This is a genomic window from Aeromicrobium sp. (assembly GCF_014378035.1).
Lineage (GTDB): Bacteria > Actinomycetota > Actinomycetes > Propionibacteriales > Nocardioidaceae > Aeromicrobium.
Genome location: NZ_JACMOM010000163.1, coordinates 1 through 14,947 on the forward strand (window position 1 = coordinate 1; position 14,947 = coordinate 14,947).

At 68.4% G+C, this 14,947-nt stretch carries 13 protein-coding genes; 7 read left to right on the top strand and 6 right to left on the bottom strand.

The genetic code is table 11. The annotated features are described in order from the left end of the window. Positions 1-140 precede the first annotated feature (140 nt). Positions 141-587 carry a MarR family transcriptional regulator gene (locus H7290_RS08380; protein ID WP_290513563.1) on the top strand — a complete coding sequence of 149 codons (447 nt, stop codon included), beginning with the start codon at positions 141-143 and terminating at the stop codon, positions 585-587. Further along, positions 584-2,161 carry an MDR family MFS transporter gene (locus tag H7290_RS08385; RefSeq protein ID WP_290513564.1) on the top strand — a complete coding sequence of 526 codons (1,578 nt, stop codon included), beginning with the start codon at positions 584-586 and terminating at the stop codon, positions 2,159-2,161. Before H7290_RS08380 ends, H7290_RS08385 begins: the two co-directional genes overlap by 4 nt. A gap of 40 nt (positions 2,162-2,201) precedes the next feature. Here the strand turns inward: H7290_RS08385 and H7290_RS08390 are convergent, their stop codons facing one another. Further along, positions 2,202-3,308 carry an AI-2E family transporter gene (locus tag H7290_RS08390; protein WP_290513565.1) on the bottom strand — a complete coding sequence of 369 codons (1,107 nt, stop codon included), beginning with the start codon at positions 3,306-3,308 and terminating at the stop codon, positions 2,202-2,204. A 235-nt stretch (positions 3,309-3,543) separates the two neighbouring features. On the opposite strand from H7290_RS08390, the gene msrA reads away from it, so the two are divergent. The 3 genes from msrA to H7290_RS08405 all read left to right on the top strand — a co-directional run bounded on the left by msrA (position 3,544) and on the right by H7290_RS08405 (position 7,305). Next, positions 3,544-4,179: a peptide-methionine (S)-S-oxide reductase MsrA gene (gene msrA / locus H7290_RS08395; protein ID WP_290513566.1), complete on the top strand. Its 636-nt coding sequence runs from the start codon at positions 3,544-3,546 to the stop codon at positions 4,177-4,179. Positions 4,180-4,235: 56 nt separating this feature from the next. Next, positions 4,236-6,671, top strand: coding sequence for an excinuclease ABC subunit UvrA (locus tag H7290_RS08400; protein WP_290513567.1), 2,436 nt, complete (start codon positions 4,236-4,238; stop codon positions 6,669-6,671). A gap of 205 nt (positions 6,672-6,876) precedes the next feature. Further along, on the top strand, positions 6,877-7,305 hold the full coding sequence (locus tag H7290_RS08405) for a VOC family protein (RefSeq protein ID WP_290513568.1): 429 nt from the start codon (positions 6,877-6,879) through the stop codon (positions 7,303-7,305). Here H7290_RS08405 and H7290_RS08410 read toward each other — a convergent pair. Continuing rightward, on the bottom strand, positions 7,230-8,699 hold the full coding sequence (locus H7290_RS08410; protein WP_290513569.1) for a cytochrome P450: 1,470 nt from the start codon (positions 8,697-8,699) through the stop codon (positions 7,230-7,232). The genes H7290_RS08405 and H7290_RS08410 overlap by 76 nt on opposite strands. A 92-nt stretch (positions 8,700-8,791) precedes the next feature. On the opposite strand from H7290_RS08410, the gene H7290_RS08415 reads away from it, so the two are divergent. After that, on the top strand, positions 8,792-9,418 hold the full coding sequence (locus tag H7290_RS08415) for a TetR/AcrR family transcriptional regulator (protein WP_290513570.1): 627 nt from the start codon (positions 8,792-8,794) through the stop codon (positions 9,416-9,418). 18 nt (positions 9,419-9,436) lie between these two features. On the opposite strand, the gene H7290_RS08420 is transcribed toward H7290_RS08415, so the two are convergent. The 4 genes from H7290_RS08420 to H7290_RS08435 form a co-directional block, all read right to left on the bottom strand. Next, the gene (locus H7290_RS08420; RefSeq protein ID WP_290513571.1) at positions 9,437-10,255 is read right to left on the bottom strand and encodes an SDR family oxidoreductase; all 819 of its coding nucleotides are present in this window, start codon (positions 10,253-10,255) and stop codon (positions 9,437-9,439) included. Between the two features lie 69 nt (positions 10,256-10,324). Further along, a complete protein-coding gene (locus tag H7290_RS08425) occupies positions 10,325-12,220 on the bottom strand; it encodes an ABC transporter ATP-binding protein (RefSeq protein ID WP_290513572.1) in 1,896 nt (631 codons plus the stop codon). 115 nt (positions 12,221-12,335) lie between these two features. Continuing rightward, positions 12,336-13,241, bottom strand: coding sequence for a pirin family protein (locus H7290_RS08430; RefSeq protein WP_290513573.1), 906 nt, complete (start codon positions 13,239-13,241; stop codon positions 12,336-12,338). Then, positions 13,238-13,924, bottom strand: a complete 687-nt coding sequence (locus H7290_RS08435; RefSeq protein WP_290513574.1) for a tyrosine-protein phosphatase — start codon at positions 13,922-13,924, stop codon at positions 13,238-13,240. Before H7290_RS08435 ends, H7290_RS08430 begins: the two co-directional genes overlap by 4 nt. 86 nt (positions 13,925-14,010) lie before the next feature. On the opposite strand from H7290_RS08435, the gene H7290_RS08440 reads away from it, so the two are divergent. Beyond that, positions 14,011-14,937 carry an SGNH/GDSL hydrolase family protein gene (locus tag H7290_RS08440; RefSeq protein WP_290513575.1) on the top strand — a complete coding sequence of 309 codons (927 nt, stop codon included), beginning with the start codon at positions 14,011-14,013 and terminating at the stop codon, positions 14,935-14,937. The last annotated feature ends 10 nt before the right edge of the window (positions 14,938-14,947 follow it).

A 14,947-nucleotide genomic window follows, 5' to 3' on the forward strand; every position in this document is an offset into this window, starting at 1 on the left:
CTGGTTGCGTTCCGCGCCTCCTCTGTCTGGTTGCGTTCCGCGCCTCCTCTGTCTGGTTGCGTTCCGCGCCTCCTCTGTCTGGTTGCGTTCCGCGCCTCCTCTGTCTGGTTGCGTTCCGCAACGTGTCATATGCTTGCATCATGCAATCAAGTCTTCTCGGCTCCGATGCCGTCACCGCGGAGGACGCCGTCGTTCAGCTGCTGATGGGGGTGGGAAGGCGGTTTCGTGCCCGCATCGACGGCGACGGCGTCGACCCGTCACAGGCAGCGCTGCTCTACACGCTTCGATGCCGCGGGGCGATGCGGCTGGGTGACCTCGCCGAAGCCATGCAGCTCGACGCGTCCACCGTCAGCCGCCACGTCCACCACCTTGGCGAACGCGGCTTCATCGACCGCGTCGCCGACCCGGAGGACGGCCGCGCGCGCATCATCGAACTGTCCGACGCCGGCGCCGCGAGCCTCAAGGCCTCCTTCGAGCAGCGTCGTGCGTTCATCACGGCCGCGCTCGATGAGTGGGACGACACCGACCGCGAACAGCTCCGCGACCAGCTCTCCCGCCTCACTGCCGCCCTCGGAGATCACCCATGACCGACACCACTCCCCGCACGTCGCCGGCCGTCGACGCCGAGGGCCCGACCTACCTCTCGCACCGTCAGATCCTGGTGATCCTCGGCGGCCTGATGACCGGCATGTTCCTCGCCGCACTCGACCAGAGCATCGTCGGCACCGCACTCCCCCGCATCACGTCGGACCTGCAGGGCCTCGACAAGCTCAGCTGGGTCGTCACCGCCTATCTGCTGACCTCCACCGCAGCCACCCCGCTCTGGGGCAAGATCTCCGACCTCTACGGACGTCGGCTGATCTTCCAGGCGGCGATCGTCACGTTCCTCGTCGGTTCGTTGCTGTGCGGGTTCTCGCAGAACATCGAGCAGCTGATCGGCTTCCGTGCCCTCCAGGGCGTGGGGGGGGGCGGCCTCATCGCCCTCGCACTCGCGACGCTCGGCGACGTCATACCGCCGCGCGAGCGCGGTAGGTACATGGGCTACATGGGTGCCGTCTTCGGCACCTCCAGCGTCCTCGGCCCGGTGCTCGGCGGATGGCTCGCTGACGGTCCGGGATGGCAGTGGATCTTCTGGCTCAACGTCCCGATCGGCGGCGTCGCGCTGGTCGTGACGTCGTACGCGCTCAAGCTCCCGCACACCCGTCGTGAGCACGTCATCGACTGGTGGGGCGCGGGCGTCCTGGTGTCCGGCGTCTCCTCCCTGCTGCTCTACACGGCGTGGGCCGGCCCCGAGCACGGCTGGCTCTCGGCCATGTCGCTGGCGCTGCTCGGCGGCGCACTCGCGTTGATCGCGACATTCATCGCGATCGAGCTCCGCGCCACGGAGCCGATCATCCCGATGGTGCTCTTCCGCAGCTCGATCTTCTCCACCACCAATGCGCTCGCGGTCGTGATGGGTGTCGCCATGTTCGGCGCGATCATCTTCGTGCCGCTCTACCTGCAGATCGTGATGGGCATGTCACCCACCAGGTCTGGCCTCGGCATGCTGCCGATGGTCGTCGGCATCTTCTCGGCCTCCATCCCGTCGGGCAACTGGGTGTCGAGGACCGGCCGTTACCGGCCGCTTCCGACCGTCAGCATGGTCATCGTCTTCGGAGCGCTGCTGCTGCTCTCGACACTGACTGCCGACAGCTCGTACTGGCAGGTCGGCGTCGGAATGTACCTCCTCGGGTTCGGCCTCGGTCTGACGATGCAGCTGCTCACCGTCATCGTGCAGAACTCGGTCGACGTCAAGCACATGGGAATCGCCACGAGCACCGTGACGTTCTTCCGCACCCTCGGTGGCGCCTTCGGTGCGGCCGTGTTCGGAGCGGTTCTCAACGCTCGGCTGGCCGACCACCTCGCCTCAGCGCTGGGCACCGGCGGTGGTGGCCCGAAGATCAACACCGAGAACGCCTCGGCCGTCCAGTCGCTGCCCGAACCGATCAGGTCGACCGTCATCGATGCCTTTTCTGCCTCGCTTCACGACGTGTTCCTGACAGCGCTTCCCGTGGTCGCGGTCGCCTTCGTGATCTCGTTGTTCATCAAGGAGATCCCCCTGCGCACCCGCGACACACCTGCACCCGCCGCGAAACCCGGCCCGGAGCGTCAGGCCGGCTAGACCCTGCCGCGGGCCGGAAACCGGTCGATGACGTCGTCGGTCACGCCGGCTCTGGCTCGGGCCCGGCCCCGACGTCGTCCTCGGGCTCACCCTGATAGTCCTTCGCCACCGAGACGAGGTGCCGCACGACGCCGTTGAGGCAGGCGGCGAGGGGCACCGCGATGAGCGCGCCGACCACGCCGGCCACCGTGACACCGGCCGCGATGGCGAAGATGATCGCCAGCGGGTGCACCGACACGAGCCGTCCCATCAGGAACGGCTGCAGCACGTGCGACTCGATCTGCTGCACGACCACGACGGCGATCAGCATGAACCCGGCGACCACCGGGCCCTGCGCCACGAGGGCAACGAGCACGGCGATCATGCCCGACAGCAGCGCGCCGATGATCGGGATGAAGGCGCCCAGGAACACGATCACACCGATCGCGAAGGTCAGCGGGACGCCGAGGACCCACGCCGCGAAGGCGACCCCGAGCGCGTCGGTGGCCGCGACGATGACGGTGGCGCGGACGAATGCCGTGAGCGATGCCCACGCGGTGTGCCCCGAGGTGTTGACCCGGTCGCGGGCGCCGCGGGGGAAGAGCGCGACGATCCAGGTCCAGATGCGCTCCCCTTCGTAGAGGAAGAAGAAGACCGAGAACAGGGCGATGAAGAAACCGGCCAGGACGTGCGTCAGCGTGGTGCCCACTTCACTCACGCGGCTGAGCACCGAGGCGTCGCCCGAACCGATGGATTCCTTGGCCTTGTCGACCCAGTCCTGCACCTGGGCGTCGGTGAGGTTGAGCGGTCCCGTCTGAGCCCAGTTCTGGACTTGGGAGATGCCCTCGACGACGTTGGAGCGAAGATCGCTGACCTGGGTCGACAGCTGCTGACCGACGAGCGCAAGCATCCCGAAGAAGGCCGCCAACACCAGCACGACCACGATGAAGGTCGCGGCGAGGCGAGGCACCCTGTGCGCCGTGAGCCGGTCGACGGCACTGACCGTGAGCGCGGTGACGAGCACGGCGATGGCCACGGGCACCGTGATCTCGGAGAAGTAGCGCAGGAGGTACAGACCGATGCCCCCCGCGACCGCGATGATGGTGAGCCGCCACGCCCACTGGGTGGCGATCTCGATACCGATCGGGACCTGATATCTCTGGCTCACGGCTCACGCTCCTCTCGCGCCAGACTATCCGGCGTTTCCCGGCCCCCGCCGTATCAGGAAGCCGTGTCCTCGCACCTGGACCACATCGCTGTGATCACGCACGTCGGCCGGAACAATCACCGCGCGACAAAGGTTGAACGAGACGGGCCCATGTGCGTCACCATCCCGGTTTCGTCACGACGGTCACCTGGCCTGAATCGGCCGATTACGTAGACTTGTCCAGAGAGGTGGAACCATGATCTTCAACCGCAACAAGAGTGAGATCCCGGGTGCGGAAAGCGCCCTTCCCGGCCGTGAGGGCAGGCCGTTCCAGGTCGGCGGCACCCACCTGACTCTGGGCAACCCCGTCGAGACGCAGGCCCCCGAGGGCTACGGCATCGCCGTCTTCGGGCTCGGCTGCTTCTGGGGCGAGGAGAAGACGTTCTGGGAGGTTGCGGGCGTGTGGTCGACGTCGGTCGGTTATGCCGGCGGGACGACGCCCAACCCGACCTACGACGAGGTGTGCACCGGCCGGACCGGCCATGCCGAGGTCGTCCGGGTCATCTTCGACCCGGCCGCCGTCACGTACCAGCAGCTGCTCGAGGTCTTCTGGGAGAATCACAACCCCACGCAGGGCATGCGGCAGGGCAACGACCGTGGCTCCCAGTACCGCTCGATCATCCTCACCACGACGCCCGAGCAGCAGGAGCAGGCCGACGCGTCCCGCGTGGCCTACCAGGTCAAGATGACCGCAGCGGGCTACGGCGAGATCACGACGGGAATCGTGCCGCTCGACTCGTACTACTACGCCGAGGAGCTCCACCAGCAGTACCTGGTCAAGAACCCCTACGGCTACTGCCCGCTGCATGCGACGGGCATCTCCTATGCCTGACGCCGCGTCCGTCCGCTCGGGGCGCGTGTCGACGGACCGACAGATAGGTTGAAGGGATGCCGGGCAGCCGCGAGACCGACCTGAACGGCACCCCCCTCCCCGAGGGGTCGTCCGGGTGGATCCGCGTGCGGGGTGCCCGCGAGCACAACCTTCGCGAGGTCGATGTCGACCTCCCGCGCGACTGCTTCGTGGTCTTCACGGGCGTCTCGGGCTCGGGCAAGTCATCGCTCGCCTTCGGCACCGTCTTCGCCGAGTCGCAGCGGCGCTACTTTGAGTCCGTGGCGCCGTACGCGCGCCGACTCATGGCGCAGGTCGGCGCACCTGACATCGACACGATCGACGGCCTTCCGCCAGCGGTCGCGCTGCAGCAGGCTCGCGGCGCCGCGAGCTCTCGCTCGTCCTTGGGCACGCTGAGCTCGTTGTCGGACGTGCTGCGTCTGCTCTACAGCCGCGCGGGCACCTACCCTGATGGCGCCGAGCACCTTCCGGCGTCGGCGTTCTCGCCCAACACTGCGATCGGCGCGTGCCCCACGTGCCACGGCAGCGGCGTCGCTCGCAGCACCACCGAGGCCCTGCTCGTGCCCGACCCGGACCTCACGATCGATGACGGAGCGATCGGAGTCTGGGCCAACCGCGCGTGGGTGGGCCTGAACGTACGCCGGATGGTCACCAAGCTCGGCATCGACATCCACGCGCCGTGGCGCACTCTTTCCCAGGCTGATCGTGACTGGCTGCTGTTCACCGACGAGGAGCCGCGGATGCTCCTGCAGGGCAACAAGCAGGGCGAGGCCAGTGCCTACCACGGCCACTGGTCCTCGGCGGAGAAGTACCTCATGCGCAACCTCGCCAAGACCCAGTCGGCGACCCAGCGCGACAAGCTCGAGGCTTTCCTCGCGGAGGGTCCCTGCCCGACGTGCCACGGAAAGCGCCTACGGCCGTCCGCCCTCGCAGTCAGGTTCGCCGGCGTCGACATCGCCGAGCTGGCCGCGATGCCACTGTCGGAGGTCTGCGCCCTGCTCGACACTGGCCTGGAGCAGCAGGCCCTCGGCACCGACCGCCACGGCGCGGCGGCATCGTCGGCGGCCCGTTCGCTCGTCAAGGACTTCGGCGCGCGCGTCGAAGCCATCATCAGCCTCGGGCTCGGCTACCTCTCGATGGACCGCTCCAGCACGGCCCTCTCCCCCGGCGAGCTCCAGCGCGTGCGCCTCGCCGGCCAGCTGCGGGCCGGGCTGTTCGGCGTCCTGTACGTGCTCGACGAGCCGTCAGCCGGCCTGCACCCGGCCGACTCGGAGGCGCTCTACACGGCGCTGCGTGAGCTCGTCGCCAACGGAAACTCGTTGTTCGTCGTCGAGCACGACCTCGCAATCGCCCGGCACGCCGACTGGGTCGTCGACGTCGGTCCGAGCGCGGGCGTGCTGGGCGGACACATCGTGCACAGCGGGCCACCCGATGCGCTGGCCGACGTCGAGGAGTCGGCCACGGCAGAGTTCATGTTCTCCCGCACCGAGCTGCCCCGTCTCGAGTCGCGCGAGCCCACCGGGTGGCGCGACCTCACCCACCTCTCGCTGCACAACCTCCAGGATGTGAGCGTGCGTCTGCCGACGGGCGTCATGACGGTCATCACGGGCGTCTCCGGGTCAGGCAAGTCCTCGCTGCTCACCGCGATGTCCGAGCAGCTCGAGAGCGACAACGAGGCATCGGACGACCCGGTGCGCATCATCTCGATCGACCAGCGTCCGATAGGTCGCTCACCGCGGTCGAACCTCGCGACCTACACCGGGCTGTTCGACCAGGTTCGACGCATCTTTGCCGCCACCGCGGAGGCCGAGAAGCGCGGCTGGGCGGCGGGCCGCTTCTCGTTCAACGTCGAGGCAGGACGCTGCCCCACCTGCCAGGGCGAGGGCTTCATCGCGATCGAGCTGGTCTTCCTGCCGACCAGTTATTCGTCGTGTCCCACCTGCCACGGATCGCGCTACAACCCCGAGACGCTCGAGGTGCACTATCGCGAGCGCGACGTCGGCCAGGTGCTCGCGATGACTGTCCTCGAGGCTTCTGAGTTCTTCGATGACGTGCCCGCTGTGCTCCGGGCCCTCACCACGTTGCTCGACGTGGGTCTCGGCTACCTCACGCTCGGCCAGCCCGCGACCGAGCTGTCCGGCGGTGAGGCGCAGCGCATCAAGCTCGCGACCGAGCTGCAACGCCCGCGCCGCGCGGGCACGATCTTCATCCTCGACGAGCCGACCGGTGGCCTGCACCCGGTCAACGTCCGCGATCTCGTACGCGTGCTGGGGCGCCTCACCGATGGCGGCGACACCGTCACCACGGTCGAGCACGACATGCAGGTGGTCGCGGCCGCCGACTGGGTCATCGAGCTGGGTCCCGGCGGTGGCGATCGTGGCGGCACGGTGATGGCCGCTGCGACGCCCGCCGACCTCCTCGACGTGGCGGAGAGCATCACGGCGCCGTACCTGCGGCGCGCTCTCGAGCGCTGACCGCCGGAAGGGTCACGCCGCCCAGGCACCTGCTGACCGGTCTGGACGGGTCATCGTCGTCTCCTCCAGAAACCTCTGCAGAAAATACCCGAGAGCCGAGCATCGCCGCCTTGCACACCGTCGTGTCACGAGCGCCCGCGAAACCTGATGCCCACACGGCCGATGGTCCTGCTCTTCTGTCGTTCGAGTGTCCTAACGTGACGGCATGGAACAACGACTCAGCCTGATCACGCTCGGCGTCGCCGACCTGGCCCTGGCGCGCCGCTTCTACGAGCAGGGGCTCGGTTGGAACAGGGGCAACACCGACGACGACGTGGCGTTCTACCAACTGAACGGACTGATCGTCGGCCTGTGGCCGCGAGTCGATCTTGCCGCCGACGCCCGGATGCCCGACACGGGCGCGAGCTTCAGCGGCATCACCCTGGCGTTCAACACCCGCAGCCACGCAGAGGTCGACGAGGTGCTTGCGCAGGCCGCGGCCGCTGGAGGCACCGTTCTCAAGCCGGCCGAGGAAGCCCCCTGGGGCGGATACTCCGGCTACTTCGCCGATGTGGACGGTCACCCCTGGGAGGTCGCCTGGAACCCGGGCTGGTCGATCGACGGGGCCGGACGGGTGTCGCTCGCACCAGCCTGAGCCGGCACACGCGGGGTGATCATGAGCTCGAAACCCTCGGGCATGAGCGTGAGTCGTTCGCTGATGGTCAGCTCGTAGTCCGGGTCACCGGCGATGTCGTACCGGTGCAGCACGCGCGCCAGCACCAGGATGGCCTCGTGCAGCGCGAACTGCCGCCCGATGCACGAGCGCTCGCCGGTGCCGAACGGTTTGTACGAGTGCGGCTGGCGCCCCCTCGCGTTCTCGGGCTCGAAGCGGTCGGGGTCGAACTGGTCGGCGTCGTCTCCCCACACCTCGGTGTCCCGATGCATCAGGGGCAACATCACGATGGCCCAGTCCTCCGGGCGCATGCGATAGGTCCCACCGATGACCGTCTCCTCACGCGGGCTGCGGGTGAACGCCGGCGCCGTCGGCCACAGCCGCAGGCCCTCGTCGAGCACGCGACGGAGGTAGCGGAACTTCGGCACCTGCTCGAAGGTCGGCTCGATGTCACGATCGGGGCCCAGGATCTCGTCGACCTCGGCCTGCGCCTTGGCCAGCACCACCGGGTCGCGCGACAGGTAGTGCAGCGCGAACGAGAGAGCACCCGACGTCGTCTCGTGGCCGGCCACCAGGAACGTCAGGATCTGGTGCCGGATGTTGAGGTCGTCGAGGCGCTCACCGGTCTCGGGATGCGGCGTGTGCAGCATGATCCCCAGGAGGTCGGACTCGTCGACCTCACCCGCCCGGCGTTCGGCGATGATGCCGTCGAGAAGCGAGTCGACGTAGGCCTGGTGGTGGGCGTTGCGCTTGTCGATCCGTTTGGCCATCAGCGCCGCTCCGGGCATCGAGTTGAGCGACCCCTTGCGCTGCCCGGCCTTGAGGGCAGCGATCATCGCGGGGATGAACGGGTGTGGCTCCGACCTGCTGAACGACCCGAAGTCGGTGCTGAACGCTGTGCGGCTGATGGTCTCCATCGTCAGCTTCGTCATGTCGGCGGAGACATCGACCGCCTCCGCGCCCGCGTCCCACGCGTCGAACAGCTCCTGGACCGTGGCGAGCATGACGGGGTGGTAGCGCTGCATCGCCGCCTTGGTGAAGGCAGGGCGCAGCAGGTCGTGTGCGAGCGCCCAGTTGGTGTCGTCGTTGTAAGCGGTGAACAACCCCTCGCCGGCGAACTCACGAAGGGCGACGAGTGCGGGCGACAGGGACTTTGCGAAACGCGACTCGTCGGCGAGCTCAGCTGCCAGGGCTGCGCCGGTGATGAAGACGAACTTCTGGTCGAAGATCTTGAGCTCGAAGATCGGTCCGAGACCCTTGGCGTGCTCCATTGCGCTCTGGAGGGGAGTGTCGGCACTCATGCCGAGCACGTCGCCCACCACCGGCCTGCGGCCGGCGGGGTGCGGGAAGGTTTGTCCTGACCAGTCGTTGCGCACGCTGACTCCTTGTTACACGGATCCTTATTGCACTGAAATTCAGTAATGTCAGGATAGCCCGCGTTGAACCGCTGTCAAGTAGTGTGTTGGACATGGCCACCCGCACCCGCCTCAGCCGAGAGGCCCGACAGGATCAGCTCCTCGACCTCGGCGCAGGCCTGTTCGCCGACCGCTCCTACGAGGACGTCCACATCGAGGAGCTGGCCGAGGTTGCCGGTGTCTCCCGCGGGCTGCTCTACCACTACTTCCCGAACAAGCGGGCGTTCTTTGCAGCCATGGTCCGTCGCGAGTCCGGCCGTATGTCCGAGCTGACGCTCACCGACCCGACCGTGCCCATCCTCGAGCAGCTCAACGGCGGCATCGAGTCGTACCTCGACTACTGCGACACGCACCGCATGGGCGTGCGGGCCGTTTTCCGCGGGGCCGCCTCGGCCGACCCCGAGGTGCAAGCCATCGTCGACGCCGACATCGCCGTGCAGCAGATGCGCATCATCGCCGCCGTCCAGCCGCACGGCGCCGCGACCGAGCTGCTGCAGATCGCCGTCCGCAGCTGGCTGAACTTCCTGCGCAGCGCGAGCCACGAATGGCTCGACTCGAGCGACATCAGCCGAGAGGAGATCCGCGATCTCTGCGCCAACGCGTTGGTCGCAACCCTCCTCGCGCTGCCCGAGTCGTCCCGACCGACCGCGCTGGCAGAGATCACCGACCAGCTCGGCTGAGGCCGGATCAGGGCTCGATCACAGTCCGCTTCGCCGGCTGAACGATGAGACTGCCCGCTGGTAGCCCGGCCCGGTCAGCCGCACGAACTTGTCGAGAATCCAGGCATCCGCACCGATGAGGACACGCGCCTTGTTCTTCTCGACACCCGCGAGGATGACCTCGGCGGCCTTCTCCGGAGTGGTCCGCGCCATCTTGTCGAACGAGCTGGCCAGCTTGTCGTGGTCGCGACCCTCGACCTGCTCGCCATTGCGGGCGATGTTCGTCTTGATGCCGCCGGGGTGGACACAGGTGACCTTGACCGGCCGCTTGTTGATGATCATCTCCTGCCGCAGCGACTCGGTGAACCCACGCACGGCGAACTTCGCGGCGTTGTAGGCACTCTGGGTGGGCACCGAGAAGAGACCGAAGACGCTCGAGATGTTGACGACGTGGCCGTCGCCGGAGGCGACGAGGTGCGGAAGGAAAGCCTTCGTACCGCTGACCACGCCCCAGAAGTCGACGTCCATGACGCGGTCGAGATCTTTGAAGGACATCTCTTCCACATTGCCCGTGAACGCGATCCCGGCATTGTTGAACACCAGGTTGACGACGCCGAAGTGCTCGGCCACGTCGTCGGCATACGCCAGCACGAGCTCGCGCTGGGACACGTCGAGATGGTCGGCCTTGACGTCTGCGCCGGCGGCCTTGACGAGAGCCTCCGTCTCGGCGAGCCCGTGGGTGTCGACGTCGCAGATCGCAAGCCTGGCACCGCGACGGGCGAGCTCGACGGACAGGGCTCGGCCGATGCCCGAGCCGGCCCCGGTGACGACGGCGACCTTGTTGGTGAAGTGGGTCATGAAGTCCTTTCACTTTCAGATACCGAGAGTATCTGAAAGTGAACCGTACCCGACGCGACCCCTCCCGCGCTAGCGGACGACTGGTTCTGCCGGCGCCGGACCGATGCCGGCGCCTTGATCGAACTGGGTGCGGTAGAGCTCGTCGTAGCGTCCGCCGACCGCGATCAGCTCGGCATGCGTGCCCTGCTCGACGACTCGGCCGTCCTCGATCACCAGGATCAGGTCGGCCGCCCGCACGGTCGCGAGCCGGTGGGCGATGACCACCGAGGTCCGACCCCGGAGCGCCACGGCGAGCGCCTCCTGGACGGCGGCCTCGGAGGTCGAGTCGAGGTGGGCTGTCGCCTCGTCGAGGATGACGACCCGGGGCTGCGACAGCAGGAGACGGGCGATGGTGAGCCGCTGGCGCTCCCCACCGGACAGCCGGTATCCACGCTCGCCGACCATCGTGTCGAGGCCCTCGACGAGCGACCCGACGAGGACGTCGAGACGTGCGTCACGGAGCGACTGCCAGAGCTCGTCGTCAGTGGCCTCGGGTCGTGCCAGCAGCAGGTTGTCGCGGATCGACTCGTGAAAGAGGTGTCCGTCCTGCGTCGCCATGCCGAGGGTGGAGCGCAACGACTGCGCGCTGATGTCACGGACGTCGACGCCGTTGAGCCGGACCGACCCCGAGTCGACGTCGTACAGCCGCGGGATGAGGCTCGCGATGGTCGACTTGCCGGCACCCGACGTGCCGACGAGCGCCACCATCTGGCCGGGCTCGATGTGCAGCGACACGCCGTGCAGGACGTCGACGCCGCCCCGGCTGTCGAGCATGGCGACCTCCTCGAGCGAGGCGAGCGACACCTTGTCCGCTGAGGGGTAGGCGAAGACCACGTCGTCGAGGTCGATCGACACGGGACCGGGCGGGACCGCCACAGCATCGGGCTTCTCGGAGATGAGCGGCTTGAGGTCAAGCACCTCGAAGACCCGCTCGAAGCTCACGACGGCACTCATGACCTCGACCCGGGCGCTGGCCAGCGCGGTGAGCGGAGCGTAAAGACGCGTCAGGAGCAGCGCGAGCGAGACGACGGCGCCGGGGTCGAGCGATCCTCGAAGCGCGTAGAAGCCCCCGAGCCCGTAGACGACGGCAAGCGCGAGCGCCGACACCGTCGTGAGTGCCGTGACGAACACCGACTGGAGCATCGCCGAGCGGACACCGATGTCGCGCACACGCCGGGCCCGGGCCGCGAACTCGATCGACTCGACGTCGGGCCGACCGTAGAGCTTGACCAACGTCGCGCCGGGCGCCGAGAACCGCTCAGTCATGCGCGTGCTCATGATCGCGTTGTGGTTGGCAGCCTCTCGCGACAGGGCGGCCAGGCGGGTGCCCATGCGGCGGGCAGGGACGACGAAGACCGGGAGCAGCACGAGGGCCACCACCGTGACCTGCCACGAGATGCTCAGCATCACCACGAGTGTGAGGGTCAGCGTCACGATGTTGCTGACGACGCCCGACAGGGTGCCGCTGAAGGCGCGCTGCGCCCCGAGGACGTCGCTGTTGAGACGACTGACGAGCGCACCGGTGCGGGTGCGGGTGAAGAACGCGATGGGCATGCGCTGGACGTGGTCGAACACCGTGGTGCGCAGGTCGAGGATCAGGCCCTCGCCGATCGTCGCGGACAGCCACCTGGTCCAGATGCCGAAGCCGGCATCAGCCACGGCGATGACGGCGATCAGGCCGGCGATCTTGAACACCGTGCTCTTGGCGTCACCATCGACGATGGCGTTGACGACCCGCCCGGCGAGGACAGGTGTGGCGACCGCCAGCAACGCCGTGATGACGCTGAGCACGAGGAACTGGATGAGCCGTCGCCTGTGCGGCGCCGCGAAGCCGCCGATGCGTCGGAGCGTTGCCTTCGTCAGCTTCTGCGGTCCGGTCTGCGAGGTCATCGCGCGGTGCAGGGAGTTCCATGCGGTGGCGTCCATGCTCACGGGGTGCCCCCAGGCGGGTGTCGTCGTGGACCCATGATGCACGGGGTCTGAGATGAATCTAGAACCTCACGCTGCGTTGAGGTCAAGACCGAGTGACGCAGATGTGCGCCTACGCCATGGTGCGTCGCCGCGGGGTGAGCCGCACGCCGGGCATCGGCGGTGCCGGGATGATCTTGCCGTCATGTCCCTGGACCTGGCCGAACCTCTCGGCCGAGGCCTCCCAGTCGGCGCGGTCGGCGGCGATGTCGTCGTGAGAGCGGCCGATGAAGTTCCACCACATCACCAGCTCGTCCTGGAACGGCGCTCCCCCGATGAGCAGGAGCGTGGTGGCGGCAGGCACGTGCACCGTGACGTCGGGGCGACCGGGCGCGAGATAGCGCATCTGTCGGTGCACGATCTCGGTGCTGCCCACGAGCGCCTCGCCGTCGACAGCCAGGATGGCGTGCTCGAAGTCGGGTCGAAGCGGGATTTTCGCTCTGCCGGGACGCAGGCGCAGCTCGGCGCCGACGAGCGGACTGTGGGTCGTGGCAGGCGACTCGGATCCGGCGAGCTCGCCCATCATCAGCGTGCCCGTCCAACCGGAACCCTCGACCATCGGAAGATCGGCGTGATGCTCGAAGCCGGCCGGGCCCGCGCGCCGGTCTTCGGGCAGCGCCACCCACAGCTGCAGGCCGTGCATCTTCGCCGAGGTGTCGCCGACGGAGACCTCGGAGTGCGAGACACCGCCGCCCGACGTCATGAGGTTCAGCTCGCCCGGTGTGAGGACGACGTCGCTGCCCAGGGAGTCGCGGTGGCGGATGTTCCCGGCGAGCGGCCAGGTGACGGTCTGCAGCCCGGTGTGGGGGTGGGGCAGCACGTTCAAGCGTGAGTCGATGGGGCCGAAGTGGTCGACGAAGCACCAGGCGCCCACCGTGGGAAGGCCGCGCTGCGGGAGCGTGCGGTGCACCTCGATGCCGCGGACTCCGCCGAGCGGAACCTCGCGCGAGTCGAGCGACATGTCCGTGCCGGCAGTCATGTCAGCAGCGTACGCCGCAGCTGGTCGATGATCTCATCGCTGCCGCCAGCGCTGCGGAACCAGCCGTGCACGCCGCCCTCGTGGTCGTCCCACACATCGAGGACCCCGTCGAGGGCCTCGACCGAGACGTCGAAGAACGACGCCGGAAGCGTGGATCGGTGCTGCCGGCCGGGTAGCTTGCGCAGCCGGGCGGTGATGTCCTGCTCGGCGTCGGCGGTCGCACGGTAGTCGGCATGTACCTGTTCGCGTGGAACGTCGACCAGCCGCAGGAGCAGCGCGATCGAGACCCCCGTACGGTCCTTGCCGGCGGCGCAATGGATGAGAGCTGCGCCTCGCGCCTGGCCCACCTCGCGGACCAGCTCGACGAGGAACATCGACGCGTGGTCGAGCACGAGGAGGTAGAGGCTGTGCAGGCTCTCGGCCGGCGCCGTGCCGGGGCGCAAGGCGCTGAGCAGCGGGAGGTTGACGATGCGTGCACCCGAACGGGCCAACGGGTGGACGGGCTCTGACTCGCCCGCGGAACGCAGGTCGATCACGAGCGCCGGAGGCCACACGATGCCGTCGGGCGCGCGGCCCGTTGCGGCGGGCATGGCACTGCGCAGGACCCGGCCCGGCAGAACGGCGTGGCCATCGACGGTCGACATGCCACCGACGTCGCGGAGATTGGGGACGATGTCACGCACAGGCTCAGCCTAGGCGCTGGGACCCACCCGTCTGCCGGGACCGCCCATGGCAGAAACAGTCCCGTGGGCAACGTAAAATCTGAGCCGTGCCCCGTACCCGCAAAGTTGCCGCAGCCGCCGTTGTCGGCGGCGGTGCCACCGTCTCGGGGTTCTATGCGTTCCTGGTCGGCGAGGCGCTCCTCGCCCGACGGGCCATCGGCAACAGCGAGGACCGACCGCCCACACCCGACGGCGTCTACGGTGACGACCTGCCGGGCCGCGCCATCCGGGTGCTGGTGCTGGGTGACTCCGCGGCGGTCGGCTTCGGCATGACCTCCGCTGACACCACCCCATCGGGCCTCATCGGCATCGGGCTCGCGCACGTCATGGACGCCCCCGTCGAGCTGCGGTGCCACGCCCTGGTGGGAGCCCAGTCGTCCGACCTGCCGCGGCAGATCGACCTCGAGATCGACTGGCAGCCTGATGTCGCCGTCATCATCGTCGGCACCAACGACGTCACCCACCAAGTCGCACCCGGCACCTCCGCCCGCCTCCTCGCCGAGTCCGTCAGGCGGCTGACAGCCGCGCACTGCGAGGTCATCGTCGGTACGTGTCCCGACCTCGGCACCGTGCGACCGATCATGCAGCCGCTGCGCGCCATCGCCCGTCGCCGCAGCCGCAACCTCGCCCGCAAGCAGACCATCGCGCTGGTCGAGGCCGGTGGCCGCGCCGTGTCGCTGGGTGGCCTGCTCGGCAACATGTTCACCGAGCGACGCGACGTCATGTTCGGTGCCGACCACTTCCATCCGTCGGCGACCGGCTACGCCAACATGGTGTCGGTGCTGATACCGGCCATCACGGCATCGCTGCGGGAGCGGGCCCGCACCTCGGCCTACGCCGGCGCCCCCAGAGACCTGATGTCCGTCGCTGACGCAGCTGCCGAGGCCGCGGAACATCCCGGCACGCAGGTCGTGCAGGACGGCGCCCTCGGTTCGCGGTGGGCAACGGTGCTGCGCCGCCGTCGAGCCGGCTGACTCCCGCCCC